15 protein-coding genes are annotated in these 26,442 nt (G+C 71.9%); 6 read left to right on the plus strand and 9 right to left on the minus strand.

Translation table 11 applies throughout. From position 1 onward, the window contains the following. Positions 1 to 105: 105 nt before the first annotated feature. Positions 106 to 969 carry a helix-turn-helix transcriptional regulator gene (locus WMF22_RS48625; protein ID WP_438034188.1) on the plus strand — a complete coding sequence of 288 codons (864 nt, stop codon included), beginning with the start codon at positions 106 to 108 and terminating at the stop codon, positions 967 to 969. A 12-nt stretch (positions 970 to 981) separates the two neighbouring features. Here WMF22_RS48625 and WMF22_RS48630 read toward each other — a convergent pair whose 3' ends face one another. Then, on the minus strand, positions 982 to 1,710 hold the full coding sequence (locus WMF22_RS48630; RefSeq protein WP_437296643.1) for a helix-turn-helix transcriptional regulator: 729 nt from the start codon (positions 1,708 to 1,710) through the stop codon (positions 982 to 984). 86 nt (positions 1,711 to 1,796) lie between these two features. Here WMF22_RS48630 and WMF22_RS48635 point away from each other — a divergent pair, with 86 nt between their 5' ends. After that, entirely contained in the window at positions 1,797 to 2,525 is a 729-nt protein-coding gene (locus WMF22_RS48635; protein WP_438034189.1) for a glutathione S-transferase C-terminal domain-containing protein, read from the plus strand. 64 nt (positions 2,526 to 2,589) lie between these two features. Here WMF22_RS48635 and WMF22_RS48640 read toward each other — a convergent pair whose 3' ends face one another. Together WMF22_RS48640 and WMF22_RS48645 are read right to left on the minus strand one after the other, a co-directional pair. Further along, positions 2,590 to 4,902: a beta-propeller domain-containing protein gene (locus WMF22_RS48640; RefSeq protein ID WP_438034190.1), complete on the minus strand. Its 2,313-nt coding sequence runs from the start codon at positions 4,900 to 4,902 to the stop codon at positions 2,590 to 2,592. Between the two features lie 436 nt (positions 4,903 to 5,338). After that, complete coding sequence (locus WMF22_RS48645) at positions 5,339 to 7,177, minus strand: TolB family protein (protein WP_437296646.1); 1,839 nt, start codon at positions 7,175 to 7,177, stop codon at positions 5,339 to 5,341. 528 nt (positions 7,178 to 7,705) lie between these two features. Between WMF22_RS48645 and WMF22_RS48650 the strand changes: the two genes are divergently transcribed. Next, positions 7,706 to 8,548: a Uma2 family endonuclease gene (locus WMF22_RS48650; RefSeq protein WP_437296647.1), complete on the plus strand. Its 843-nt coding sequence runs from the start codon at positions 7,706 to 7,708 to the stop codon at positions 8,546 to 8,548. Positions 8,549 to 8,753: 205 nt separating this feature from the next. Here WMF22_RS48650 and WMF22_RS48655 read toward each other — a convergent pair whose 3' ends face one another. After that, entirely contained in the window at positions 8,754 to 9,395 is a 642-nt protein-coding gene (locus WMF22_RS48655) for a mannan-binding lectin (protein WP_437296648.1), read from the minus strand. A gap of 599 nt (positions 9,396 to 9,994) precedes the next feature. Between WMF22_RS48655 and WMF22_RS48660 the strand changes: the two genes are divergently transcribed. Both WMF22_RS48660 and WMF22_RS48665 read left to right on the plus strand, forming a co-directional pair. Further along, positions 9,995 to 11,872, plus strand: coding sequence for a sigma 54-interacting transcriptional regulator (locus WMF22_RS48660; RefSeq protein WP_438034191.1), 1,878 nt, complete (start codon positions 9,995 to 9,997; stop codon positions 11,870 to 11,872). 77 nt (positions 11,873 to 11,949) lie between these two features. After that, positions 11,950 to 13,902 carry a protein kinase domain-containing protein gene (locus WMF22_RS48665; protein WP_437296651.1) on the plus strand — a complete coding sequence of 651 codons (1,953 nt, stop codon included), beginning with the start codon at positions 11,950 to 11,952 and terminating at the stop codon, positions 13,900 to 13,902. 28 nt (positions 13,903 to 13,930) lie between these two features. Here the strand turns inward: WMF22_RS48665 and WMF22_RS48670 are convergent, their stop codons facing one another. After that, entirely contained in the window at positions 13,931 to 16,564 is a 2,634-nt protein-coding gene (locus WMF22_RS48670; RefSeq protein ID WP_438034192.1) for a hypothetical protein, read from the minus strand. 256 nt (positions 16,565 to 16,820) lie between these two features. Between WMF22_RS48670 and WMF22_RS48675 the strand changes: the two genes are divergently transcribed. After that, complete coding sequence (locus tag WMF22_RS48675) at positions 16,821 to 22,169, plus strand: AAA family ATPase (RefSeq protein WP_437296653.1); 5,349 nt, start codon at positions 16,821 to 16,823, stop codon at positions 22,167 to 22,169. Positions 22,170 to 22,181: 12 nt separating this feature from the next. Here WMF22_RS48675 and WMF22_RS48680 read toward each other — a convergent pair whose 3' ends face one another. The 4 genes from WMF22_RS48680 to WMF22_RS48695 form a co-directional block, all read right to left on the minus strand. Continuing rightward, the gene (locus WMF22_RS48680; RefSeq protein ID WP_437296654.1) at positions 22,182 to 22,634 is read right to left on the minus strand and encodes a hypothetical protein; all 453 of its coding nucleotides are present in this window, start codon (positions 22,632 to 22,634) and stop codon (positions 22,182 to 22,184) included. A 120-nt stretch (positions 22,635 to 22,754) separates the two neighbouring features. Then, complete coding sequence (locus tag WMF22_RS48685) at positions 22,755 to 23,849, minus strand: hypothetical protein (RefSeq protein ID WP_437296655.1); 1,095 nt, start codon at positions 23,847 to 23,849, stop codon at positions 22,755 to 22,757. A 243-nt stretch (positions 23,850 to 24,092) separates the two neighbouring features. After that, entirely contained in the window at positions 24,093 to 25,136 is a 1,044-nt protein-coding gene (locus WMF22_RS48690) for a tetratricopeptide repeat protein (protein ID WP_437296656.1), read from the minus strand. After that, the gene (locus tag WMF22_RS48695; RefSeq protein ID WP_438034193.1) at positions 25,133 to 26,362 is read right to left on the minus strand and encodes a hypothetical protein; all 1,230 of its coding nucleotides are present in this window, start codon (positions 26,360 to 26,362) and stop codon (positions 25,133 to 25,135) included. Before WMF22_RS48695 ends, WMF22_RS48690 begins: the two co-directional genes overlap by 4 nt. Positions 26,363 to 26,442: the final 80 nt, after the last annotated feature.

A 26,442-nucleotide genomic window follows, 5' to 3' on the forward strand; every position in this document is an offset into this window, starting at 1 on the left:
CGCGTCGAGGTTAGGCAGACGTGCCGCGAACCTGGGATTCGCAATCCCTGGATAGAGAAGCGCGAACAGTGCATCTTTCGATGCGTGCCCGGGGCGCGCGCGATCGTGAGCGACAGGCGGAGCGAGCTGGCGGATTTCCTCCGAGGGAGGCGGATGCGCGCGGCGCCGATCGCGGGCGGCGCGTTCGCGGGGAAGCGGCGGCGCACGCCGGGCCTCAGGCGCGAGGAGATCGCGCAGCTCGCCGGGCTCAGCGTCGACTGGTACACGCGGCTCGAGCAAGGGCGTGACGTGAACCCGTCGCGTGAGACGCTCGAGGCGATCGCGCGCGTGCTGAAGCTCGACGACGACGAGCGAGGTCACCTGTTCTACCTGGCGAGGCCCGAGCCCGCGCGGGCCGCGGCGCGCCAGGAGAGGGCCGAGCCGGCGATGGCGCGCGCGCTCGAGGCGATGCGCGTCCCGGCGCTCGTCTTCAGCCCTCGGTTCGACGTGCTCGCGTGGAACGGCGCGGCGCGCCGCCTGCTCGTGGACTTCGGCGACGTCTCCCCGCGGAGGCGCAACCTGCTCTGGATGACCTTCCGCCATGCGGCCTACCGCGCGCGCTACGCGGAGATCGGCGTGATCGAGCGGGAGGTCGTGGCCGCCTTCCGCTTCAGCGCGAGCTCGCACGTGGGAGATCCGGAGTTCGACGCGCTCGTCGCCGAGCTGCTCGAGACGAGCGAGGCGTTCCGGGCGATCTGGGCGCGGCACGAGGTCCGCGCCAAGGTGAGCGGCACGAAGGCCTTCCGCGTCGAGGCCGAGGGCGCGGGCGGCAGCGACGCCGGCGGCGCCGGGCCGCTCGTGCTCGAGTGGCACACGCTCGCCTCGACGACGTCGAGCCGCCAGCAGCTCGTCTACTACACGGCGCGCGCTGCGGGCGGACCCGAGGACGAGCGCCGCCTCGCGGCGCTGTGCGGGGCTGACCGCGGATGAATTGCTGACGTCCTAGCGCGCCCTGGCCGACGTCGCGCCGGCGTGCTCCGGCAGCTCCCTGCGCGCGCGCATGTGCGCGCGCCACCGCGCGCGGAGGGCGCTCGGCTTCTCGGCGTAGCGCTCGTCGAGGAACCTGGCGCCTGTCACGCGGTCCGTGCGGAAGTGGCGGAAGTCCTGGCGGAGCTCGCACCACGCCGCGAGGAGCCGCGTCGACTCGCGATACCCCACGATCACGGGCCACACGACGCGCTCGCTCTCGCACCCCGTCTCGTCGCGGTAGCGAAGCGCGATCTTCGTGCCGGCGCGGATCGACGCCCGCACCTCGGCCAGGTCGAGCGCGTCGGGCGCCTGGTCCCCCGCGGCGTGCGCGCCCGTCGCGGGCTCGAACACGAAGGGCCGCAGCCGCTCGGGGACCGCCGCGGCGATCTTCGCGATGAGGTCCTTCGCCGCCCGCTGCAGGGCGACGTCCCCGCGCTGGGCGACCCACTGCGCGCCGAGGACCGCGACCTCGATCTCGTCGGGCGTCAGCATCAGCGGCGGCATGTCGAAGCCGCGATCGAGCACGTACCCCGTGCCGGCCTCGCCGCGGATCGGGACGCGCTGGGCCAGGAGGTCCGCGATGTCGCGGTAGACGGTGCGCTTCGACGTCTCGAGCTCCTCGGCGAGCGCCGCCGCCGTGATCGGCGCCCGCTGCCGGCGCAGGATCTGCAGGATCTGGAACAGGCGATCGGCGCGTCGCACGGGGGATGCTGACACCAGGTTGTCAGCAGGGCGGGGCTACATCAAGCGCAGTCCACCGCGCACCCACAACCGCTCGGAGATTGCCCATGATCACGCTCCACAGCTTCGGCCCCATGTTCGGCTTGCCGGAGGCCAGCCCCTACGTCACCAAGACCGAGGTCCAGCTCAAGCTGCTGGGCCTGCCCTACGCGAAGGAGCGCGCGCGGCCCGATCTGTCGCCGAAGGGGCAGCTGCCCTTCATCGACGACGGCGGCGCGCGCATCGCCGACTCGCACTTCATCCGCGAGCACCTCGAGAAGAAGCACGGCAAGGATCTCGACGCCGGCCTCGACGCCCGGCAGCGCGCCGAGGCGTGGGCCGTCGAGCGCATGCTCGAGCACCAGCTCGCCGCGGCCTCGGGCTGCGCGCGCTGGCTCATCCCGGAGAACTTCGCGAAGGGCCCGGCGAATTTCGTCAACGGCGCGCCGGAGGAGGCGCGACCGAAGCTGCGCGAGGAGCTCCTCGCGCGCGTCCGCGAGAACTTCCGCGCGATGGGCATCGGGCGGCACTCGGACGCCGAGATCGTCGAGCTCGGCGCGCGCTCGCTCTCCGCGCTCTCCGCGCTGCTCGGGGACGAGCCGTACCTCTTCGGAGCGCGCCCGGCGGGCGTCGACGCGACGGCGTTCGCGGTGCTGGCGGGCATCCTCACGCCGTTCTTCGACTCGCCGCTGCGGCGCAGGGCCGAGGGGTTCGCGAACCTCACCGCGTACACCGCGCGGCTCATGAAGGAGTTTTACCCGGATCACCCGTGGGAGGCGGCGCGGCCGGGCGCCTGAGCGGCGCAGCGCCGCCGGCCCGGACGGGGCGGCGGCGCTGCGGCCGATCGCCGCCTGGTCGGCGCTACTCCTCGGGCGCCGGCTCGGGCGCCGGCTCGGGCGCCGGCGCGGGCTCCGCGACGCCGCCGTCGACGCCGGCGCACGCGTACCCGGTCGAGTCCGGGGTGGGCAGGGGCAGCGACGCCACCGGCGTCGCGAGGTCGTCGAGCGCGTTCACGAGCACGCCGCCCTGGGAGTACGAGTAGACGTAGTCCTCGATGAACAGCCCGCGCTGCACGGCGGCCCCGCCGTAGGTGCACCCCGACGGCACGCTGCTGAAGAAGCCGCTGTGGTCGACCGCGCCGAGCCGGCTGAACCCGTCCTCGATATCGACGTTGAACAGCTCCAGCGTGCTCGACATCGCGCCGGTCTCCCCGTCGAAGCTCACGAGCGGGAAGGCGAGCACGCCGAGCTCGCCGTAGTACGTGAACGCCTTGTGGTTGTACTCGGCCTCGGAGTGCATGTACCGCGCCCCGTCGAGCGCCTCCTTGTGCAGGAGCGCGGGCGCCGACGCGCTCGTGACGTCGAAGATCTGGAGAGCAAGGCCGGTCACCGTGCCGTCCTCCTCGCCATCCCTGCCGATCGTCAGGAGGTGACCGTCGTCGAGCGGGTGCATGTACTCGCTGAAGCCGGGGATCTTGAGCTCACCCGCGACGGAGGGGGACGCCGGGTCCGCGAGATCGATCACGAACAGCGGATCGACCCGGCGGAACGTCACGACATAACCGCGATCTCCGACGAACCGGGTGGACTGGATGGTCTCGCCGGGGGCGAGATCGGTGACGGCGCCGATCTGGGCGAGATCGGCCCCTTGCGCCTCGAGGACGAACACGTTGTTGCTCGTCGTCCACCTCGGCTCCGCCGGCACCTGCGAGGTCGTCGAGACGCGGAGCTTGCCGTTGTGCTCGTCGAGCGAGAACTGGTTGATGATGTGGCCGGGCACCGAGCCTGACGCGACGTACCCGGGCTGGCTCGGGTCGGCGATCAGATCGAACTTGTGCAGGTGGGTGAGGTTCGTGCCGACGAACACCTCGCCCGGCGCCGCCTGCTGCTGCCAGGAGCGCGCGGCGACGTAGAGCGCGTCGTGGCTCGCGTACACGGTGTCGGTCGCGCCGACGATCGACGTCGACTCCGGCGCCGCGGCGAGGTCGCCGAGGTCGATCGACTCGATCTGCGTCAGGCCGTACGACGTCGTGCCGGCCTCCGGAACGTAGAAGTCCGAGCAGCTCGCGTCGAGCAGCGTGACCGCCTCTCCCTGCTTCTCGAAGCGGTACGGCAGCCACGTCGAGAGCGGGGCGTCCTCGATGAGCGCCGCGTTCTCGGTGCGGAGCTGCTCGAACGCCGCGGTCCACGCCTCGGCGGTCTCGGGGTACTCGGTCAGGCCTGACGGCCAGTAGCGGAGCGCGGGGCCGTGGGCGCCGCCGGCCAGCACCGTGCGCACGTTCGGGCCGGTGCGCCGCGCCGAGCTGTAACCTCCCTCGAAGTAGACCTCCTTGACCACGCTGGGTGCGCCGCCGGCGAGGCTCAGGACGGTGATCTTCGTGAGCGGCGCCCAGACGCCGCCCGAGCCGGGCACGTCGACGCCCGGGTCGGGCGGCGGCGGCTCATCGGCCCCGCCGCCGTCCGGAGGCGGGGGCGCCGGCGCTTCGCCGCCGGACGGCTCCTCGGCGTCGGGGGGCGTGTCGTCCTCCGACGGCGTATCACCGCCGGACGGCGGCTCGGTGTCGTCCGGCGGCAGCGGCCTCGCGTCTCCGCCGTCGGCGGGGGTCCCCGGCGCGCCGCTCGGCGCGCTGGGGTTTCCAGGCGTCGGCGCGACGCCGCCGCCGCCGACCATGGTGTCGACGAGCAGGTAGTCGTAGTACCCCGGCCGCGGCGTGACGCCCGCCTGCTCGTAGATCGCGGCCCCGTTGACCGACGAGTAGACGACGACCTTGTCGCCTGCCACGAACATCTCGAGGGGCGACCCCTCGATAGCGAGCGAGCTGCCCACCGCGAGCGACGACGCCGGCCACGCCGTCAGGGTGTAGAAGCTCTGGCCGTGGAGCACGTAGATGTTGTTGCCGTCGGTCTTGATGATATCCGCCTCATCGACGCCGGCGACCTGGGTGTTCGTCTCGGAGTGGGCAGGGTCGGCGCCGCTGCCGCTGTCTTCCCCCGAGGTCTCCTGGCCGGTATCCCCGTCGCCTGCCGTGGGCGGCACCGGGGCGGGCGTGTCCGTGGGATCCTGGGCCCCTCCGGGGACGCCGACGCTGCCGTTGTCGACGCCGCCGACGACGCCGCCGCGGGGGTAGCCGTACGCCGAGTAGCTCGCGATCGTGGCGTCGATCTGGGCGTTCATCTTGGCGAGCGCGTCCTGCTTCAGCAGCGCTTCGAGGTCGTCGCAGGACTGAGCCCGGTGGAGCGCCGCCCGCTGAGAGTCGACAGGCTCGCCAGGCGTTGATCCCGTCTCGCATCCGACAGCGAGGAGGCCTGTTGCCAGGAGGAGCCAAAGGGAGGAATGGGTGCGGTGGGTTCGCATGGTGCCTGCTGCGTTCGCAAGGCCCGCGCCAGCCGCCCGCTCGCTCGGTTCACCGCGCTTCGCTCGCGCGCCGCTCCTGCCGCGCCGCGGAGAGCACGACATGCAAGCACTGGCCGCAGGCCGCTTGGCACACGTGTGCCAGACGGATGGTGTGACTGTTGGTTTCCGTCAGTACGGGATGGCGCGGACCTTCATGAGACCTGGACAGCACACCTTGTGGGGTGAGCGTTCTGAAACGTGTGAGTCTCTCGCTGGATCAGAGGGGGACGGGCGCCGGAGGGATCTTGAACACGTCCCATGCGGGCGTGTGGTTGCTCGTGCCTGGATCCTGGTTCCAGAGGTAGATGGCCGGATACGTGTGCACCGTCGTGCCCTCCACGACCACGCCGGTCACGTAGAGCTGCGAAGCCTTCTTGTTCGAGGCCTTCTGGAGCGTATAGCCGTCGCGTGACGACGAGAAGATGACCCAGTAATACGTCTTGCCGTCGACGGTCGTGGCCTCGGGCGACCATTGAGGCCAGCTGTTGTGGATTCCAGGGCTCGTGACCCCGAGGCACGCGGGCGGGTCGTTGGCCGCGAGCCGCGTCGGCGTGCCGCCGGCCGCGGGGATGACGTGAATATCGGAGTTGGGGTTATAGTACATCTCCCCCGGACCAGGCGCCCTGTTGAACGCGATCAGCTTGTCGTCGGGGGCGAATGCCGGGTAGTACTCGTTGAAATTCGCCTCTGCGGCGCCGGGCAGGGGCGCGGCCGCGCCGCCCTGCCTGTTGTTGTAAGGCACGGTGTAGAGATCGCCGGCGCCTGCGGCGAGGCGCCCGTCCTTGCCGGTGTCGGTCGACACGTAGACGATGGTCTGGCCGTTGTTGCTCCAGTCCGGCATCATCGCCCCGCGCGGGTCGCCCTCGCGCTCGATGAAGCCGAAGGCGGTCCCTTCCGCGGCCGCCATCTCGGTCTTGGCCATCGTGGCGTTCGTCCCCTCGGCGTAGGTCGGCGCGGGCGACTCCAGGTCGAACCACGCGAGGCGCGCGTTCGGCATGCTGGTGTGCGACTGGCCATCCCAGACGCTGCCCTTGTCCCGGCCATAGGAGGTGATGAAGATCCGGTCTCCGGGGGAGAAATGCGCGGGCGACATCTTGGGTGGCCCGAGCCAGGCCTGGTTCATGGCCTCCGAGCCGCCGGGCGTCACATAGGCGGGGACCGCTCCCACCGAGTCTTCCTTCACGGACGCGATGGCGAGATCCCACGGCCAGTGGTCCATGAACATGACGGCCTCGCCGTCGGGCGTCGACGAATGGCACCCGATGCACCGCGCCTTGCCGTCGCCCCTCACGTTGCCGTTCTCGTCGCGCCGGCCGCCCTGCTGCACCTGGTCGACCTTCAGCGCGTCGACGACGCCCTCCTCGCCCACGCCGAAGCCTGCCAGCCAGGCGTCCGCGGGCCCTTCGCCGATCGCCGCCCAGTACACCATGCTGCCGCCCGCCGGCGCCGGCGCGATGGTGATCGGGCCGGAGGAGCCCACGAGCGGCGCGCCCGGCGCGCTCGTCGACACGGAGCGGATCGTGATGGTGATCGGCTCGCCGCGGACGTGCGCGGCCAGCTGCTCCCACATGTCCTTGGGCATCTTCCATTCTCTGTTCGTCGTGTAGACGACCAGATCGTTCTTCTCCCTGTCGGCGTGCACGCGGATCTCGAACAGGTCCTGTCCCTGCGGCGCGATCCAGCGGAACCTGGGCCGCAGCCAGTTGTTCGGGTAGAGCGCGCCGATCTCCGGCTCGGCCAGGCACGGGCCGCCTGTCCCGCCGCTGCCCGGAGCGCCGAAGAGCTCGGCCGCGTTCGCCGGCGGCGGCGTCCCGCTGTCGTCGAGCACCGGGGCCGCGGGAAAGTCCTCGCACACCGCGCAGGGAGGCGGCTCCACGGGGCCGCCGCTGCCCACGTCGAAGATGCCACCCGTTCCGCCGCCGATGTCGTCCGGGATGCCGCCCGCGCCGCCAGTTCCCTGGACCTGCTGCGGGGGCCGATCCGCGCCTGCAGAGCAGGCGATCGCGCAGGCAGAGCCGATCACCAGAGTCCCGATCCGTCGATGCAAGGTTCTCATCCAGGTTCCTCCGTGCGCGCGCCCGGGGCTCGGCGCTACCGGACCAGCACACCGTGAGGTACAGCCGTGAGCTCGCGGCCGCGGCCGGCGTTGATCCCGGACGCTTGCGCGACGCGCCCGAACCCGGGCTGACGCGATGGCTGCGTGGTCACGGTGCTGCTGGTTCGTCGCGCCGGGCTCCGGGGTGTACCAGCAGCGGATCGCGAGATCGCTCAGCGCGAGGCTGCCGCCGTTGCCGCCGTTGACGACGATGTGAAGAAAGGTTCGAGCAGGTAAGAGGACATGGACCCTTGTCGCTGTCAAGCGCCCGGCAGGGGCACGTCGCCTGGCCTGGTTGCCGCCGGTCGCGTCGCGTTGCGTCGCGTTGCGTCGGTTGCGACGGTTGCGACGGTTGCGTCGGTTGCGTCGGTTGCGACGGTTGCGTCGGCCGCGTCGGCCGCGTCGGCCGCGTCGGTTGCGCTCGTTGCGTCGGTTGCGTCCGTTGTCTCTGCTGCCCCGCGGGGCCTGTCGGGGTGCTAGTTTCCTCGCGTGGCATCGCCGAATCGCATCGGGTTCCCCCTTACCCCTCGGCGTTCTCCCCGCGCGCTCGTGCTCCGCGATCTCTCGCCGGAGGAGGCCGGCGCCGCGATCGACTGGTCCGGCTGGTATCTGCCCGATGACGCGGAGCGTCCTGACAAGGTCGGAAGGTCCGAGGTCGTCCGCCTGCTGCTCTCGGTGATCGCGCAGCTGGCGCGCGAGCGTGGCTGGGCCGACTTGTATGCAGGCACCGGGCACTTCTTCGCGTGGGTGCGAAGCGAGCCGTTCGTGCGCGTCCTGCCGGACCTCTACGTCCTCGATCATCGCCCGCTGCCGCCCATCCCGCGGCAGTGGCAGACCTGGCTGCCGGGCCATCGTCCGCCGCGGTTCGCGCTGGAGGTGGTCGCGGGCGACTGGCGCCGTATGTACGAGGATGCGCCGGCGAAGTACTGGCAGCTCGGCTGTCCCGAGCTCCTGCTCTTCGATCCCGAGGCGGCTGCTGCCCGCGCGCCGCTCGCGGAGGAGCGGGTGCCTCTCCAGCTGTACCGGCGGGACGCGGACGGCACCTACCTGCGGGTCCACGGGAGCGGCGATCCCGTCTGGATCGAGGCGCTCGACGCGCACCTCGTCGTGCTGAAGGACGGCCCGCACCCGACGTTGCGCGTCGCGCGGAGCTCCCGCGCGACGGATCTCGTGCCTGCCGAGGAAGAGGCCCTCCGCGCCGAGGGCGAGGCGCGCGCCCTGGAGCAGCGCGCCCGCGTCGCGGAGCAGCGCGCCCGCGCCGCCGCCGAGGCGCGGGTCCGCGAGCTCGAGGCGCGGGTGCGCGACCTGGAGGCCCGCGTGACCCGGAGGTGAGCGCGGTGCGCTCGCCGGGGCCCGAGGAATCCCCTGATTTTTGCAGCCCTTTTCAGCGGAGAAATTGAACAGGGAGGCGAGGAGACAGGGAGTATTTGAAGATTCCCCTCCCCGTCTCCCTGTGAATTCCCCGAAGAATTCGAGGGGATGCCTCAGCGCCGCGACCCGGCTGCGCCAGCGCGCTCACGAGCGGGTCGTCGCGACGTCAGGGCGTGCAAGCGCATCCGCAGACGGACATCTGGCCCGAGACGGTCGTGCTCCACTGCCCGTTCCAGGCGCGGCTCGTGCCGCAGGCGGCGGGGCACTTGCTCGGGGCGTCGGCGTTGCTCCAGATGGGCCCGGCCTCGAGCGACACCGTGGCCGGCGGGGTGAACGCGCACTCGCAGACGGACATCTGGCCCGGGACGGTCGTCCACCATTGCCCGTTCCACTTCGTCGCGCTGCTGTACGCGGCGCAGGTGTTCGGACACTGCGTCTGAGCGTGAATGTTGTTCCAGATGGGGCCGGCCTGCACGACGGCGGCAGGGCGCGGGCTGCATTCGCAGACCGACATCGCGCCCGGAACGGTGGTCCACCACTGACCGTTCCAGTTCATGTTCTGGGGGTCGCAGACGTTCGGGCACTTGGTCTGGGCATCGATGTTGTTCCAGATGGGCCCGGCCTCCAGCGCGAGGTTCGTGGCGACGCACGCAGGGCCGAGCGCCTGCGACGCCTCCTCGACGGTCTCCTCGTCGGCGAACGCCTGCTCGGAGTCGCCTTCTTCCATCGGTACGCTGCAACCCGCGATGAGCATGATGCCGAGCGCGCTGGAGGTGAAGAGTCCGGAGAAGATGTGTTTCGTGTTCATGGTCGGCTCCTGGAGTGGTCGGTCTGGTGGATGTCTTGGGTCGCGATGTTCGCCGCCCGTCCGCTTCTGGTTTCGGTTGTTTGCAGCGCGCGTGCCACCAGGGCGCGCTCTCCTCGGAAGCGCCAGGCCCTCTATGTCAGCGGGCAGAATGCGAGCGGCACCCGCGCGTCGCCGGGGGCGCGGCGCGCCCGCCGGCGGCCGTCTCGGCAAGACCTTGCCCGCGAGAGATCGCCGTCGCGAGTTGCCCGGCAAGAGTTTGCCGGCAAGGATGGGCCGAACGTAACAGCGGTGTCCTTCCGGCGATCATCGCGGCCTTCGTCCAGATCGTCCCTCCGCCCGGCACGTGAGCCGGCCAGAGCCCCCGGTCCCTGGCCCACCGTGCATGACCGGGCGCGCCAGGCGCGTCGGCGAATGCTCGCGCGCAATGGACGTGGAAGTGGAAGTGGAAGTGGAAGTGGAAGTGGAAATGAATCGACCGCCTGCGTCGACCTGGCGACACCAACAGCAGCGGCGCGGCGGATACTCATGAGCGGCGAGGTCCGTGGTGGCGCTTGGACCTCCCGGAGGAGCCTGATATAGAGACCAGCGAGGCGGAGTGCATGCGGTCAGGCAAATCGGTGCAGGACGACGCGGCGAAGACCTGGACCTTGGCAGGGAGGTCGATCTCTGCCGTTCAGCAGACCGCGGCGCTGGGCATCGCGCTCGTCTGGCACTACGCCGGAAAGACGGAGAGACGTTTGCTCTCGCCCGACACGCCGCTTGTCGTGGGGCGCGCCGCGCCTGCCGCGCTCTGCATCGACGATCGCACCCTGTCGCGGGAGCACGCCCGCTTCCTCCTCTCGCGCGGGCGGGTGTGGGTCGATGACCTGGGATCCAAGAACGGCACGTTCCTCGACGGCCGCCGCGTCTCCCGCGCCGGGATCGCGGTAGGGGATGAGGTCGTTCTCGGCAGCGTCGCGCTGCGGGTGCAGGCGTTCGGCGCCGGGGGCGAGTCCCTCGATCTCGAGGGGGAGGAGAAGCTCTTGCGCCGCGTGGAGGACGAGCTGACGCGCGCCCGGCATTTTCGCCGCCCGTTCGCGCTGCTCCACGTGCGCATCAGCGCGGCGGTGGCGGCGGAGGGCTGGATCAACGCCGTGCGCGCCTGCCTCCAGCCCGTGCACCGCGTGGCGCTCTACGGCACCTGCGCTGCCCACGTGCTGCTGCCCGAGGCCGGCGCCGAGGAGGCGAGCCGCACCGCGCAGGCCATCGCGGCCTCCTTCGTGGGCAGCGACGCCCGGCTCCTCGTCGGCCTCGCCCTCTACCCGGACGCCGGCAGCACCGCGGACGAGGTCTTCGCGGCCGCCCGCGAGGCGGCCCGCCACGCCTCGCCCGAGCGCCCGGTGGCGTGCGGCCCCGCCGCGACCTCGGTGCTCGCGCGCGAGGAGCCGGAGGAAGGGGGGATCATCGCCGGCCAGCAGATGCGCGAGGTGATCGACACGGTGAGGCGCGTGGGCGCCTCGCGCATCCCGGTCATCCTTCACGGCGAGACGGGGACCGGCAAGGAGGTCGTCGCGCGGATGATCCACGAGGGCGGCCCGCGCAAGGGGCGGCGCGTTGTGCGCGTCAACTGCGGCGCGATCCCGAAGGACCTCGTGGAGAGCACCCTGTTCGGCCACGAGCGCGGGGCGTTCACGGGCGCGCTGCAGCAGCAGAAGGGCGTGTTCGAGGAGGCCGACGGCGGCACGGTGTTCCTGGACGAGATCGGCGAGCTGCCGCCGCCGGCCCAGGCCGCGCTGCTCCGCGTGCTCGAGTCGGGGTCGTTCAGCCGCGTCGGCTCGAGCCGCGAGATCGAGGTCGACGTGCGCGTCGTCGCGGCGACGCACCGGGATCTCGAGGCGATGGCCGCGTCGGGCGCGTTCCGGGCCGACCTGTATTATCGGCTCGGCGGGGTCGTGATCGACATCCCGCCGCTGCGCGCTCGAACGGACGAGATCGAGCCGCTCGCGCGGCATTTCTTGCGCGCGGCCAGCGCGGCCAACGGGCGCCATGTCGAGGGCATCACCCCCGAGGCGCTCGCCCTGCTCTGCGCGTACGCGTGGCCTGGCAACGTGCGCGAGCTGCGCAACGTGATCGAGCGCGCGGTGGTGGTGACGCCCGGCGCGCTCGTCGGGCTCGAGGATCTGCCCCCGAGGGTGCGCGCGGCGGCGGCGCGCGGCGAGTCGGAGCGCCCCGCGGACCGGGGGAGGGACGCCGAGCTCGGCGGCGCTCCGCCGGACATGGCCGTGTTCTGCCCCACGCCGTCCGCCCCGAAGGAGGCGCCCCCCGAGGGCGGGCGGGTCCGGGGGAAGGTGCAGCAGTACGAGGCCAAGCTGCTCCAGGACATGCTCGAAACCGCGGGCTGGAACCGGACCGAGGCCGCGCGCAGGCTGGGGATCCCGGTGCGCACGCTGTCCTACCGCATGAAGGTCCTGGGGGTGAAGCGGCCGTCTCCTCGATGATGCGCGGCTGCCGCCGGCGCGCTCCCGCGTCTCGAACCTGAGCAAGCGCGCTGGGAGCTCGCTACACTGCGCTGACCATGCTGAATCGCACGATCGCGCGGAAGTACGCGCTGAGACGAGAGATCGGACGCGGCGGGATGGGCGTCATCTGGGAGGCGTTCGATCAGGTGCTCCGGCGCCCCGTGGCGCTCAAGGTGATGACGCCCGAGCATGTCAGCTCGGACTCGGCGCGACGCCGGTTCGAGCGAGAGGCGATGGCGATCGCGCGGCTCCAGAACGAGCACATCATCCAGATACACGACTACGGCATCGACGAAGATTGCCCGTACATCGTCATGGAGCTGCTCGAAGGGGAGGACCTCGAGGCCAGGCTCACCCGGGAGCGGCAGCTCTCGCCGTCGGCGACGCTCGCCCTGCTCCGGCAGATCGCCATTGGCCTGCAGGTGGCGAGCTCAGCGGGGATCATTCACCGCGATCTCAAGCCGGCGAACGTCTTTCTGGCGCGGAAGGAGCCAGGAGAGTGCGTGAAGCTCCTGGATTTCGGCGTGGTGTGGACGGTCTTCGAGTCGGACGAGGAACAGCAGGGCTCGTTCGGCAGGGTCGTCGGCACGCCGTCGTACATAAGCCCCGAGCAGGTGCGCGCCGTCGTGCCGGATCACCTGAGCGATCTCTGGTCGCTCGGCGTCATCACCTACAGGGCCCTCACGGGCCGGCTCCCCTTCGCGGCGAGCGGGATCGGAGAGCTGCTCATCAGCATCTGTACCGATCCGTTCCCGGCGCCGTCGGGCCTCGTGCCCGGCCTGCTGCCCGGCTTCGACCGCTTCTTCGAGCACGCGCTCGCGAAGGACCCGGCGCAGCGGTTCCAGTCCGCGGCCGATTTCGTGGCGGCGTTCGCGGCGGTGATCGAGGCCAGCGGGGGCCCCGCCAAGATCCTCATCGCCGACGATGAGCCCGACGTGGCGCTCATGATGAAGCTGCTCTTCCGGCAGAAGATCCGCGACCGGGTCTACGAGTTCATCTTCGCCGACAACGGCGAGAACGCCCTCGACGAGCTCCGGCGCCACCCCGACATCGACGTCGTCGTCACCGACATCAACATGCCCGTGATGGACGGCCTCACGTTCCTTGGGCGCGTCCCCGAGGTGAGCCCCTTTGCGAGGACGGTGATGATGTCCGCCTACGGCGACATGGGGAACATCCGGAGCGCGATGAACCAGGGAGCGTTCGATTTCCTGCTCAAGCCGATCCAGCGCGGCGATCTCGAGGCGACCATCGACAAGACCATCAAGCACGTCGCGGAGCTGCGGAGGAACGCCCGCTCGGACGAGGAGAACAAGATCCTCCGGCAGTTCACGAGCGCGGCGTTGATCGAGCGGATCCGGGAGATGGGCCCCGCGATCGCGCTCGCGAGCGAGGCGGTCATGGCCACGGTGGCGTTCATCGACATCTTCCAGTTCACGCCCGTGACAAGGGAGAGGCTGCCGGGCGAGGCCATGCGGCTGCTCCGGGCCAACTTCGAGGTGATCGTCCCGGAGCTCGTCGCCAAGGGGGGGGTCGTCGACAAGTTCCTCGGCGACGCGGTGATGACGGTGTTCCAGGGGCCGGATCACCTGTCGCGGGCGCTCAGCGCGTGCGTGGCCGTCCGCGCGCAGATGTCGGCGGTGGCGCGCCGCGCCGGCGAGGGCTCGCCGTACACGCAGGGGATCTGCATCGGGCTCTCCACGGGGCAGGTCCTCTCCGGCAGCGTCGGATCTCAGGCGTACGGCCGGCTCGACTACACGGTGCTCGGCGAGGTGGTCAACGCCGCCGCGCACCTCGCCAGGGCGTCGCGGCCCGGGGAGATCCTCGTCGAAGCGACCGTCCGCGAGGCCGCGCAGCAGCTCTTCGATTTCGAAGACGTCGGCGCGAGGAGCCTGCTGCCGGGGGCCCCTCCCGTGAGCGTCTTCAACCTCGTCAAGCGCGCTCCGGTCGACGTCATCGCAGGGTGCGAGCCGACCGTCGGAGTCCACTCGACGACCACCATGCGATGAGGCCGCGAAGGCGCTGCCGCGAAGCGCCTCAGCGCGCCGCGAGGCGGTGGCGGCCCTGGGGCACGCTCGTCGAGGCCGTGCCGCTGGCGGCGTCGTAGCGCGTCGGCGCGGGCTTGCCGTCGAGGTAGAGCTGCGCGTCCTTCTGGGAGACGGCGAGGCCGACCTGCGCCGCGCTCGGGAGCACCAGCTCCGCGGCGACGCCGGCGCCCTCGGGCCGGAGCGACGCGGACACGGGCGACGTGGCGAGCAGCAGGGCGCGGCCGCCGACGCTCAGGGAGGTGCCGGCGTCGACCTGGGCGCGCTCGAGCGCCCTGTGGCGCAGGAGCAGCAGCGCGCTGCGACCCTGCAGCTTCGTGGAGGGCACGCGCGGACCGTCGCCGACCTCCACCGGCTGCGCGCCGTCGGAGACCAGCGCGAGATCCTGCGTGTCTTGCTCGGCGATGGAGATCAGCGCGGCCGAGCCGCTCCCGCCGCTCACCGTGAGCGCCTCGACCGCCGGCTTCGGCTCGCCCGCGGTGAGGTCGCGCGGGTAGAGCACGGTCAGCCATTGCGTGCTGGAGGCGATGTAGCGCGCCACCGAGAACGGGTGCCGGAAGGTCATGTTCGGGAAGAAGTTGGTGAAGCCGCTTCGATCGACCGAGAAGGCGTCAGGTCGGGGGACGTAGACCACGTCGAGCTCGAGCTCGCGCTTGCCGTCGTCGGTCCGCGTCGCCCACACCAGCCGGCCCGCCGTGGGGGCGGACGCAGCGCGGCCGGCGGCGTCCGGCGTCACCGGCCCGCTCGGGGCGAGCCCCGTCGCTGCCTCCGCCGCGAGGTCGCTGGCCATCCGGACCTCGCCGCAGACGTCGCCGCAGTCCACATCGGTGCTGGGCGAGGAGGGCCTGGCGGTGGCGTAGTCGGTGCAGATGGCGGGCGCGCCCGGCCGGCAGCCCAGCCAACCGCTGTAATGGAGGTGGGTGTCGTAATAGTGGAGCATCGGCTGGGCCGAGCCGACGCCCGCGGAGATCATGTGGTCGAAGACGACCACGTAGCTCCTCCGCGCGAGCGCCGCCGTGCGCCGCGTGGACACGTCGGGCACGTTGACGTAGTCGTCGATCGTGACCGTCGAGGAGTCGAGCTCCCCGGTCAGGAACGAGGCCCGGAGGATCGCCGGATCGTCCACGGGCCGGGTCAGATCGCTGAAGACACCGAGCTGGCGCCACGCGGGCGTCTGGTAAGTATCCCGGATCCCCTTGAAGCTGTCGACGGTGACCAGGTTGTGCGACTCCGGGCTGAAGTTGACCCAGTAGAACAGCGAGGTGTGGGCGCTGCCCGCGGGGTCGTAGTTGCGGCCGTCGCCCGGATCGATGATCAGGTATTGCCCCTTCGCGTGCAGGAGGAAGCTCGTCTGGTCGGGCTGGCTGTGCGAGGACGGCCGGTACTCGTGCTCGGTGGTCATCAGCAGGTGAACCGCGTCCGCGCTCCAGCCGGAGCGCAGCGACGTCATGTCCGAGGTGACGATCGACGTGTACGTGGGCTCCTGGCCCCCGGCGAAGGCCTTGGCGATGTCGGGATCGGTGTAGAGGATGCTGTAGACCGGGTTGTTGACGACGGCCTTGCCCTTCGCGCTGAGCCAGCCATAGAGGCCCTTCGCGTCGCGGCGCCCCTCTTTCTCGCTGAGCATGCTGGCGGCGATGCTGCTCAGCTGCAGGGGCTCGCGCCAGCCGGTCTCGATGGTGGCCGCGTTGCCGTCCGGCATGGAGAGGGCGGCCCCGTAGCGGAGCATGCGGGCGATGCGGTTGTCATTGCCCCAGGCAGCGGGCGTGTTCACCGCGTTGATGTAATCCCGGCCGTCGCGCGCCCCGCCGGAGAGCCTCTTCATGGCCTGGAGATAGGGCAGCATCACGGAGAACACGTCGTCCTGGTAGCTCGGGCCCTCGACGTAGGTGCCGTCCTGGGTGAGGCAGGCTTGCATGTAGGGGCCGTAGGAGCGGAGGGCGAAGAGCGACTCCAGCAGCGCGTCGCCGAAGAGATCGCGCTCGACGGTGCAGGCGTGATCGCGCTCGCCCAGGGCGTAGCTCAGCGTGGCCGCGCCGCTGCCCACGCGATAGCGGAAGTTGGTGACGTACGTCGTGTTGAACTCTTCGTACACACCCATCGTCTTCCCGAGCGCGTCCTCCAGCTTGTCGCGGATGGCCGCGTCGTCGTCCGCGCTCAGCGCCGGCTGCACGAGGTCGTAGGCGTAGGCATAGTTGAGCAGGCTTCCGCCCCAGTACCAGGCGCCGGGCGTCTGGCTCCAGCCGGTGGCGGTGTCGCCCGCCTTCAGCAGCGCGCCGCGCGCCGCCTTCAATCCGTCGGCGCGCTGCTCGATCACCCAGGAGAGGGCCCCGTACAGCGCGCAGTTGGAGAGCTGGAGCTCTTTGGCGTCCGTATCCGTGGAGGGGGCCCCGCACGGGTGGCCCTGCCCCGGCGGGCCGCGGCGGACATCGTCCATCCAGGTCTTGTAAGGGTCCTGGGTGACCCGCTGGCGCAGGGCGGGGATCTCCTGGCGATCGAAGGCGATGAACGGGTGCTTCCGCTCGTGGATCTGGACAGGGGCGCACGGGGGCGGCTTGGAACAACCTCCGAGGCCCACCAGCAGGATCCACGGCGCGAGGGCTTTTCCCCCCCTTGAACGGAGCATGAGGGTCGTTGTTATCAGCACCGCAATGCGGGCGTCAATGTGGGTCGCCTCGCAACCACCTCCGGCGGGAGGAGGCGCCGCGCGCGCTCGAACAAAGGAGCGTCGAAGGAGCGTCGTGGGCGTCGTGGGCGTCGTGGGCGTCGGTTCCGGCGGGGACATGGCTTTGTCCCGCGGACCGTGGTCCAATCCGCTCCCATGCGCGCCGCCCTCCGCCACTCGCCCCGCTGCCCCGCGGCGCTTCGAGGCTAGATCCAGCATGGTCCTGCCCGGGTACGAGATACAGGCTCAGGTCTACGACAGCACCAACACCCGCGTCTGCCGCGCCCTGCGCAAGGCGGACGGGGCGCCCCTCATCCTCAAGATCCTGAAGCCGCTCCGCCCGTCTCCCGAGCGGCTCGCCTGGTTCCAGCGCGAATATGATATGCAGCGCGGGATCGAGCTGCCCTGCGTCCCCCGCGCCTACGGCCTCGGGCTCGAGCTGCAGGGCTGGACGATGGCTATCGAGGACTTCGGCGGGGAGTCGCTGGACAGGCTGCTGCGCCGGGGGACGCCGCCGCTCGCCGAGGCGCTGGACATCGCCGTCCGTGTCGTCGACGCGCTCGGGCAGCTCCACGAGCAGCGCATCATCCACAAGGACATCAACCCCTCGAACATCGTCTGGAGCGCGGAGCGGGAGCGGCTCGCCATCATCGACTTTGGCATCTCCACCGTGCTCTCGCGGGAGAACCCCGTCCTCAAGAGCCCGGACGTGCTCGACGGGACGCTCATGTACATCGCCCCCGAGCAGACCGGCCGGACCAACCGGGCGATCGATTACCGCACCGACTTCTACTCGCTCGGCGTCACCCTCTACGAGCTCTTCACCGGGGCGCTCCCCTTCCCGGCGCAGGACGCGATGGAGCTCGTGCATTGCCACCTGGCGAGGCTCCCGGCGCCGCCTCACACCCGGGCGAAAGGCGTGCCGAGGGCGGTGTCGGACGTGGTGATGCGGCTCCTGGAGAAGGCGCCCGAGGCGAGATACCAGAGCACGTACGGCATCAAGGCGGATCTCGCGGCGTGCATCGCGGCGCTCCGCGAGACGGGCGCGGTGGGGGCGATCGAGCTCGGGGCGCGCGACGTGCCGGAGCGGTTCCAGATCCCCCAGCGGCTCTACGGCAGGGAGCGCGAGGTGGAGGCGCTGCTCTCGACCTTCGAGCGGGTCGCGCAGGGCGCGCGGAGCGCCGTCGAGGGGGCGCGCGGGGCGGCCGAGCTGCTGCTCGTGACCGGCTCCTCGGGCATCGGCAAGAGCGCGCTCGTGCGCGAGCTGTACGAGCCGATCACGCGGCGGCGGGGGTACTTCATCGGCGGGAAGTACGACCAGCTCCAGCGGGCGACGCCCTACGCGGCCGTGGTGGCGGCGTTCCGGTCGCTCGTGCGGCAGATCCTCGGGGAGAGCCAGGCGCGGCTCGCGGGGTGGCAGGAGGCGCTGCGCGGCGCGCTCGGCCAGAACGGGCAGGTCATCCTCGACGTGATCCCCGAGGTGGAGGCGATCCTCGGGCCGCAGCCGCCCGTGCCCGAGCTCGGGCCGACGGAGACGCAGAACCGCTTCAACCTGGTGCTCGAGCGCTTCCTGCGGGTCTTCGCGAAGCGGGAGCACCCGCTCGTGATCTTCCTCGACGACCTGCAATGGGCCGACGCGGCCAGCCTGCGGCTGCTCGAGCGGGTGCTCGGCGAGGAGCGGCTGGCGCACCTCTTCCTGATCGGGGCCTACCGGGACAACGAGGTCGGGCCGGCTCACCCGCTCGCGATGACGCTCGCGGCCATCCGCGCGTACGGGACGGCGGTGCGCGAGATCCACCTCGGGCCGCTCGCGCGCGAGCACGTGGAGGAGCTGCTCGGCCAGGCCATGCACGCGGAGCCGGAGCGGGTCCGCCCGCTGGCGGAGCTCATCGTGCGCAAGACCGAGGGCAACCCGCTGTTCGTGAGCGAGCTGCTGAAGGCGGTGCACAAGGAAGGCTTCATCGCCTTCGACCGGCAGCGGGGGCGGTGGCAATGGGACCTCGGCCGGATCGAGGCGAAGGGCGTCACCGACGGCATCATCGATCTCATGATCGGCAAGATCCGCAGCCTGCCGGCCGCGACCCAGCAGGCGCTCAGCCTCGGCGCCTGCATGGGCAGCGAGATCGACGGGCGCGCGCTCTCGCTGGTGGCGGGCAGGTCCGAGGAGGCGCTGTCCCAGGCGCTCTTCGCGGCGGCGCTGGAGGGGCTCCTGCTCCCGGCCTCCGAGCTCGAGGTGGTCCAGGACTCGACCAATCCCTCGCTGCTCGTGCGGCATTACCGGTTCTTGCACGACCGGGTGCAGCAGGCGGCGTACGCGCTCGTCGAGGAGGCGGAGCGGCCCGCGGTGCACCTCAGGATCGGGCGGCTGCTCCTCTCGAAGATCAGCGGGCCGGAGCGGGCCGAGCGGATCTTCCAGCTCGCGACGCACCTGAACCAGGGCCAGAGCCTCGTCACGGATCCGGTCGAGCGGCTCGAGATCGCCCGGCTGAACCTGGAGGCCGGGAAGCGGGCGAAGAGCTCCACCGCCTACGCCGCGGCGCGGGAGTACCTCGCCGCGGGGCTCGCGCTCCTGCCCGAGGGCTCCTGGGGAGAGCACCACGATCTCACCGCGGATCTCCACCGCGCGCTCGCGGAGGCCGAGGGGCTCAACGGCAACCACGCGCGCGCCGAGACGCTCGCCCGGGCGCTGCTCGATCACGCGCGGACGCCGCTAGAGCAGGCCGGCGTCTACGACGCGCTTGTCAGCCATTGCACCATGGTCGGGCGGTACGCGGAGGCCATCGACGTGGCCCGGCGCGGGCTCGCCCTGCTCGGCATCGACCTGCCCGAGCGGGATCTCGGCGCGGCGCTCGAGGCGGAGCTCGCGGACGTCGACCGCCGGCTCGCCGATCGCCCCCTCGAGTCGCTGCTGGAGGCGCCCGCCGTGGAGGACCCCGCCGGCAAGGCCGCGCTCAAGCTGCTCTCGAACGTGCTCTCGGCGACGTTCTACGTGGACCGGCAGCTCTACGCGTTCACCGTCACGAAGTCGGTCGGCCTGAGCCTCCAGTACGGGCTCGCCCCCGGCGCCTGCTCGATCTTCGCGTTCTACGGGATCGTGCTCTCGGGGTTCCGGGGCCAGCAGCTCGCGGGCTACGAGATGGGGGTGCTCGCGGTGCGGCTCGGCGAGCGGTTCAACAGCCCCGGCGACGTCTGCAACGGCTGCTTCGCCCTCGGCAATTTCCTGTTGCCGTGGGTGAAGCACCTGCCGGCGGCCCAGGCGGTCAACGACGCTGGGTACAAGGCGGGGCTCGAGGCCGGGGAGCTGCGGTACGCGGGCTACATCCTCATCTACAAGCTGTTCAACCAGCTGTACGAGGGCAGGCCCCTCGCCCAGGTGCTCGCGGATCTGCCGGAGTTTTTGCACTTCAACCAGAAGAGCAAGAACCAGATCGCGATCGACATCATCCGCGGGCTGGAGCTCGCGATCGCGGACCTCTCGGGCAGGGCCGGGGGCGCCGCGCCGGATCCCGCCGCCGAGGCCGACTACCTGGCCGCATGCGAGGCGAACCAGAGCGTGATGGCGCTCTGTTACCATCACATCCTGAAGACGCAGACGCTCTACCTGCACGGCGATCTGGCGGGGGCGCGCGCCGCGGCGACGAGGGCCGAGGCGCTCATCTCGGCCGTCACCGGCAACGTGGCGTCGGCGGAGCACCAGTTTCATCACGCGCTGTGCCTCGCGGCGCTGGCCGACGGCGCCGGGGCGGACGAGCGGCGGGCCTTCCTGGAGGCCGCCGCGGCGAGGCGGGATCAGCTGGGGCGCTGGGCGGAGGTCTGCCCCGAGACGTTCTCGCACATGCACGCGCTGGTCGGAGCCGAGCTTTCGCGGCTCGCGGGCGAGACCGGGGAGGCCATCGAGCGCTACGAGCGCGCCATCACCTCGGCGAGGGCGCACGGGTTCCTCCAGGACGAGGCGCTCGCGAGCGAGCTTTACGGCAGGTTCTGGCTCCGGCGCGGGAAGGAGCGGCTCGGCAGGGATTACCTTGCCGACGCGCGTTATGGCTTCGAGCTCTGGGGCGCGCGGCGCAAGGTGGCGCTGCTCGACGCGGAGCTCAACCCGCCGCAGCCGCTGGCCGAGGCGCCCCTCGACCGGACGACGCTCACCACCACGAGCACCCGGCAGCAGACGTCGCGGGTGCTCGATCTGGGCAGCGTGCTCAAGGCGTCGCAGGCGATCGCCAGCGAGCTCGTGCTGGAGCGGCTGCTCACCAAGCTGATGACCATCGTCATCGAGAACGCGGGGGCCGAGCGCGGCGTCTTGCTGCTCGCGCAGGGCGAGGAGCTCATCCCCAGCGTGGAGGCGCGCGTGGATCCGGCCGACCCGCGGGCCGCCCCCGCGGTCACGGAGCTGGATCTGGTGTCCTCCGTGGAGGGGGGGCAGTTCGCGGAGAGCATCGCCGTCTACGTGGAGCGGACCCGCGAGAGCGTGCTGCTCGGCGACGCGGCGCACGAGGGCGATTTCACCCAGAGCCCCTACATCACCCGGAACCAGACGCGGTCGGTCCTGTGCATGCCGCTCCTCAACCAGGGCAAGCTCATCGGCGTGCTCTATCTCGAGAACAACCTGGCCACGGGCGCGTTCACGCAGGAGCGGCTGGAGGTCCTGCGGCTGCTCTCGGCCCAGATGGCCGTGTCCATCGAGAACGCGGTGCTCTACGGGCAGCTCGAGCAGCGGGTCGGGGAGCGGACGGCGGAGCTGCGGAAGAAGAACGCCGACCTCGAGGAGGCGCTGCATCACCTCAAGGCGACGCAGTTCCAGCTCGTGCAATCGGAGAAGATGGCCTCGCTCGGGCAGCTCACCGCGGGCATCGCGCACGAGATCAAGAACCCGCTCAACTTCATCAACAACTTCGCCGAGGCGAACGTCGATATCGCCGCCGAGATCCTGGACGGGCTCGCGTCGAACCGGGATCTCCGGGTCGCCGAGATCGAGGAGCTGGTGGTGAGCCTGAAGCAGAGCGCCGAGAAGATCGCCGAGAACGGGCGGCGCACCGACGGGATCGTGCGGGGGATGATGCAGCACGCGAGCGGCGGCACGGGCGAGCGCCAGAGCGTCGGGCTGAACGGGCTGCTCGATCAGTACGTGAGCCTCGCCTACCACGGGATGCGGGCGCAGAAGCTCGATCTGAACGTGATCATCGAGCGCGATTACGACGCGGCGGTGGGCGCGATCGAGCTGGTGCCGCAGGAGATCGGGCGGGTGTTCGTGAACCTCCTGACGAACGCCTTCCACGCGCTGCGAGACAAGCAGCGCTCGGCGGCCGGGCCGTACGTGCCGACGCTGGCGGTGAGCACGCGGCGGCTCGGGCGCGAGGTCGAGATCCGGGTGCGCGACAACGGGGTCGGCGTCCCCGCGGCGCTGCGGGAGAAGATCTTCCACCCGTTCTTCACGACGAAGCCCACGGGCCAGGGCACGGGGCTCGGGCTGTCGCTGAGCTACGACATCGTCCAGGCCCACCGGGGCACGATCCGGGTCGATGGAAAGGAAGGCGAGGGCGCGACGTTCATCGTCGCGTTGCCCGGCTGAGGCTGGGGCTCTCTATTGCGGGGCGGATCCCTGGGGCCAGCGCCGCGCGAAGACGTTGTTGTCCCAGGCGACCGCGATCTCCGCGCCGCCTCGGAGCGTCATCCCTATCGCCTCGTAGATGAGCCGCGTCCCCGGGACATAGCCGAGATCCTCGAGCGCCTCCGGGACCGGCTCGAGGTACCAGCGGACCAGGTAGACGCCCTGCGCGCCGAGCCGCTGGGCGATCATGCGGCCTCGGGCGAACGTGGTCCCGTCGGGGCGCAGGGTGACGACCGAGTACTCGCCCTCGAAATCTCCGGGCGGGCCGCTGATCTTGGTTCCGGTCTCGCGCGCGAGCTCCCCCTCGTAGAGGGCGAGGGCGAAGGTGCCGTCGACATTGCCCGTCTGGAGATCGACGCGAAAGACGATGACGCCGCAGCTCGTCGGCGCCGGCTGCTGCGGATCGGAGATCTGAACGATCGGCATGGGGGCTCCTTACCCTGATCCAGCGTGCGCGGGGTACACTGCTCAGCTCGGAGGCGCAGGATCGGGGCTCGCGTGTGAGGCAGCGCTCGAGATCCAGCCTGAACGGCACCGCGCAGCGGACTACGCCGGCCGCAGGATCTGCCGCACCGAGTCCACGTCCGTGACCCGGTGCAGCACCGGCTGGAGCCCGGCGCCCGGGGCCTCGCCGAAGGCGCCGCTCGCGGCGACGGCGCGGGCGCGCGGGCCGTCGAGCACGAGGAACACGTCCCGGAGGCCCCCGGCGCCCGGCGCGTCGATCACGTCGACGATGCGCGAGCGATCGAGGTGCAGCTCCTCGTCGCCGCGCTGGATGAGCACGCGCCGGTCGGTGATGAGGTACCGCGTCCGCGCCGCGAGCCGCGCCGGGCGCACCACCGACATGTAGAGCATCGCCGCGCCCGCGGCGACGAGCAGCACGATCGTGAGCGACAGGGACGCGACGAGCGCCACGAAGGAGACGCTCTCCGGATCCATGCCCGCCGCGGTCACGATGCGGATGCTGCGCACGGCGTGCACCGCCGTGACCACCGCGAAGCCGCCGAGGAGCACGCCGAGCAGCACCGAGCCGACGCCGCGCAGGCCGTTCGGGAGCCACTTGTGCCAGCCGTCGGCCGGGTGCGCCGACCAGAGCACCCGCTCGCCCTCGTCGAGGCGCTGCGAGAGCAGGCGGTGACCGTCGCCCGCGGGCGCCGACGGGACCACGCCCCGGAGGATCGCCCAGACGCGATCCGGCGCCACGACACCGGTCAGCACGATCGACAGCCGCCGCCGGAGGGCCCCGGTCGGCACCGCCCTGACGAGCTCGAGGTCGCCGACGCCGGGGTGCTTCGGGTTCCAGTGGATGCGCGCGTAGCTGATCGACCGCCGCTCGATGGAGCGCCGGAGCTTCCCGCGCTGCACGACGATGTGCCGATCGGTGAGCATGTACTCCAGCTCCGAGCGCCACCAGCGCGGCAGGTAGCTGAACGCCACCGCGAGGCTCGCCATCCAGGCCGCGAAGGCGAGCAGCTGGTTCGGCGACGCGTCGAGCGCCTTGCTCACGACGACGGCGGACGCGGTGCTGATCGCGGAGGTCACGCCGCAGACCGCCGCGCCCACGAGGTAGAGCATCGGCGTCGCGACGACCTTGGGACGTCCGGACCAGAGCACAACCTCATCGAACACCGAGTCACGCATCTCGATGGATCCTCCGTTCGGGGTGAGCTGGCCGGCGCGCCCCCGCGCGCGAGGGCGACCACGTTAAGGTGAACCCGCCGGCCGGGGTCGTAAAGGGGGCTCTCGCCATCGCCCGCTGTACGCTGTACGACCAGAGCGCCATCGGTAACCACGCGCACGCGCCGCCGCCCTTCGCCGTACGCCGCCGGAGCGGGCGGGAGCGGCGCGCGGCCGTCCAGACGATGAAGCGCCCGCCGCCTCGGCTCAGCGCCGCTGCGGCGCCGCGAGCTTGCGCAGGCGCTTCAACGTCTTCAACGTCTGCTCCGATTCCCTCTCGCACTGCGCCCGCCGCGCCTTCGCCAGCGGCAGCCAGGGATCGTTGCCCGGCGCCCGGGCGATGTAGGAGTCCCACGCGGCCACGGCCTGCAGGTAGGCCTCCGCGCGCGCGGCGCCGAGCTCTGCGCTCCGCGCCGCGGCCCAGTGGCCGAGCGCCGCGTACCAGGCCTCGTCGTGGGCGGGCACGTAGAACCAGCCCGCGCCGTTGATCTGCTGGTCGGCCCGGTCGTAGGTCCTCGCGAGCCGGATGTTCTCGATGCCCCCCTCCAGGTCGCCGGACCGGTCGAGCGCCACGGCGAGCCCCCAGAGCGTGGTCACGCCGTAACGGACCATATCGAGCGACCCGAGGGTCGAGAGCGAGGCGCGGTAGCCCTCGACCGCCGACGTGATGTCGCCGAGCGCCATGTAGGCCTCGGCCTGGTTGGCCAGCAGCAGCGCCCGCGAGGCCGCGTGCGGCTCGAGCACCAGCGCCTCGTCGTACGCCTCGATCTCGTCCGTGTACCTGCCGAGCCGCGCGTAGCAGACCGCCAGCGCGTGCCAGGCGTCGGCCCGGAAAGGCGCCGGAGGCTGGAGCCGGAGGAGCCCCTCGAGCGTCGCGACGGCGCCCTGCACGTCGCCGAGGTGCTCCAGGATGTCGGCGTAGCGCAGCCGCACCGAAGGGGTGCGCGACGTCGCCGCGCCGGCGCGCTCGTACAGGGCGCGCGCCTCGCGCAGCCAGAGCGGGCCGATCTCCTCGACCCGCTCCAGGAGCGGCGAGCGCCGGAGCTGGTCGTACCGCGCGAGCAGCGCGTCCGCCTGGGAGATGAGCTCCTCGCGCTCGTCGGCCGCCGGATCGAGCGCGCGGGACCAGACGGTCGGCGCTGCGTGGAGGGGCCCCGCCGCGAGCGCGGACGCGAGGAGCGCCGCGACGCCCGGCAGGCGCGAGCGCCACGGCAGGGGCGACCGCCGGGGCGGGGGCGATGGCCGCGTCACCGCGCCCCTCCCGCGCCTGACCGCGGCGCCGCGCTCCGCTCCTGCGGGGCGCGCCCGGCCGCGCGCGCGGGCGCGCGTCCCCCGCCGCCGGCGCCTCGCCGGAGGGCGTCGAGGCGCGCGCGCGCCGCCGGGGCCCACGGCCCCTGGCCGCCGGCGCCCGCCAGGTACGCCTCCCAGCGCGCGATCGCGGCCGCCGTCATGGCCCGCTCCAGCGCGAGCGCCTCGAGGGCGAGCCTGTCCTCCGGGACCGCGAGGTACTCGACGGTGCGCAGGCGCGCCGACGCGCTGGCGAGGTCGTCCGCGGTCCGCTCGCGCGCGGCCGCGCCGGCGCTCCGGTCGTCCGCGCGCCCGCGCGCACCTTCGCCGCGCGGGCGCGCCGCCTCGAGCGCGGTCACGTCGCCTTCGAGCGCGGCGTCCGCCTGGGCCTTGTCGCCGGAGCGGTCCAGCGCGAGCGCGAGCGACAGCGTGACGTCGCGGGCGAGCTGCGTCTGCGCGCGCAGGCGCGCCTCGCGCAGGTAGGCGATCGCCTCGTCGAGGTCCCCGCGGGCGGCCGCCTCTCCGTGCGCGTCTCTGTGCGCGTCTCTGTGCGCGTCTCTGTGCGCGTCTCTGTGCGCGCCGGCGGGCGGCCTCGCGCTCGCGTCGGCGACGGACGCCGCGCCCGCGGTGGCCATCGACAGGTGCGCCGCCTCGAGCAGCACGAGCGCGCGCTGGTCCGCGGTCCCGAGCAGATCGATCCGCGGGACGAGCGCGCGGTAGATCGCGATCGCCTCGCCGCGCTTGCCGGTGCGGGCGAGCGAGCGCGCGAGGTCGTGCATCGTCTGCGGATCCTCGACGCTGCGGGGATCGACGCTCCGCGCCCGCTCGAAGGCGCGCGCGGCGTCCTCGGGCGAGCCGAGCGCGAGGGCGGCGCGGGCGAGCAGGACCTGCGGCGCGGCGTGCCCCGGGAGGAGCTGGTCGGCGAGGCGCGCCGACGCGCGCGCCGCCTCGGCGTCGCCGCCGAGCTGCGCCTGGCCGCGCGCGAGCAGGTCGCAGTAGCGCGGGAGCTCAGGCGCCCGCGCGCGCTCCCAGACGGTGGGCCCCCGCGCGATGGCCCGGCCGGATCGCGCCGAGCACTCGGGCGGACGCCCCGCGGCCGCCGCGGCGGCGACCAGATCGCCGCCCTGTCCGGCGTGCGCGGCGAGCGGGAGGACGAGCAGGGCCGTGAGCAGCAGCGGGCCGAGGTGCACGGCGAGAGTGTACCAGGGAGGCGCGCTGGAGGCTCACGCCGGGGCCGGCGGCGCAGGGCTGCGATCCGGTTGATCGGGTG

The organism is Sorangium sp. So ce204, from assembly GCF_051526795.1.
Taxonomy (GTDB): Bacteria; Myxococcota_A; Polyangia; order Polyangiales; family Polyangiaceae; genus Sorangium; species Sorangium cellulosum_B.

Excerpts from the sequence above, each read along its gene's own strand:
- WMF22_RS48685 (WP_437296655.1), bottom strand. The coding sequence starts at position 23,849 with ATGCGTGACTCGGTGTTCGATGAGGTTGTGCTCTGGTCCGGACGTCCC.
- WMF22_RS48655 (WP_437296648.1), bottom strand. The coding sequence starts at position 9,395 with ATGAACACGAAACACATCTTCTCCGGACTCTTCACCTCCAGCGCGCTC.
- WMF22_RS48645 (WP_437296646.1), bottom strand. The coding sequence starts at position 7,177 with ATGAGAACCTTGCATCGACGGATCGGGACTCTGGTGATCGGCTCTGCC.
- WMF22_RS48675 (WP_437296653.1), top strand. The coding sequence starts at position 16,821 with ATGGTCCTGCCCGGGTACGAGATACAGGCTCAGGTCTACGACAGCACC.
- WMF22_RS48660 (WP_438034191.1), top strand. The coding sequence starts at position 9,995 with ATGCGGTCAGGCAAATCGGTGCAGGACGACGCGGCGAAGACCTGGACC.
- WMF22_RS48670 (WP_438034192.1), bottom strand. The coding sequence starts at position 16,564 with ATGCTCCGTTCAAGGGGGGGAAAAGCCCTCGCGCCGTGGATCCTGCTG.
- WMF22_RS48665 (WP_437296651.1), top strand. The coding sequence starts at position 11,950 with ATGCTGAATCGCACGATCGCGCGGAAGTACGCGCTGAGACGAGAGATC.
- WMF22_RS48680 (WP_437296654.1), bottom strand. The coding sequence starts at position 22,634 with ATGCCGATCGTTCAGATCTCCGATCCGCAGCAGCCGGCGCCGACGAGC.
- WMF22_RS48635 (WP_438034189.1), top strand. The coding sequence starts at position 1,797 with ATGATCACGCTCCACAGCTTCGGCCCCATGTTCGGCTTGCCGGAGGCC.
- WMF22_RS48640 (WP_438034190.1), bottom strand. The coding sequence starts at position 4,902 with ATGAACGCCCAGATCGACGCCACGATCGCGAGCTACTCGGCGTACGGC.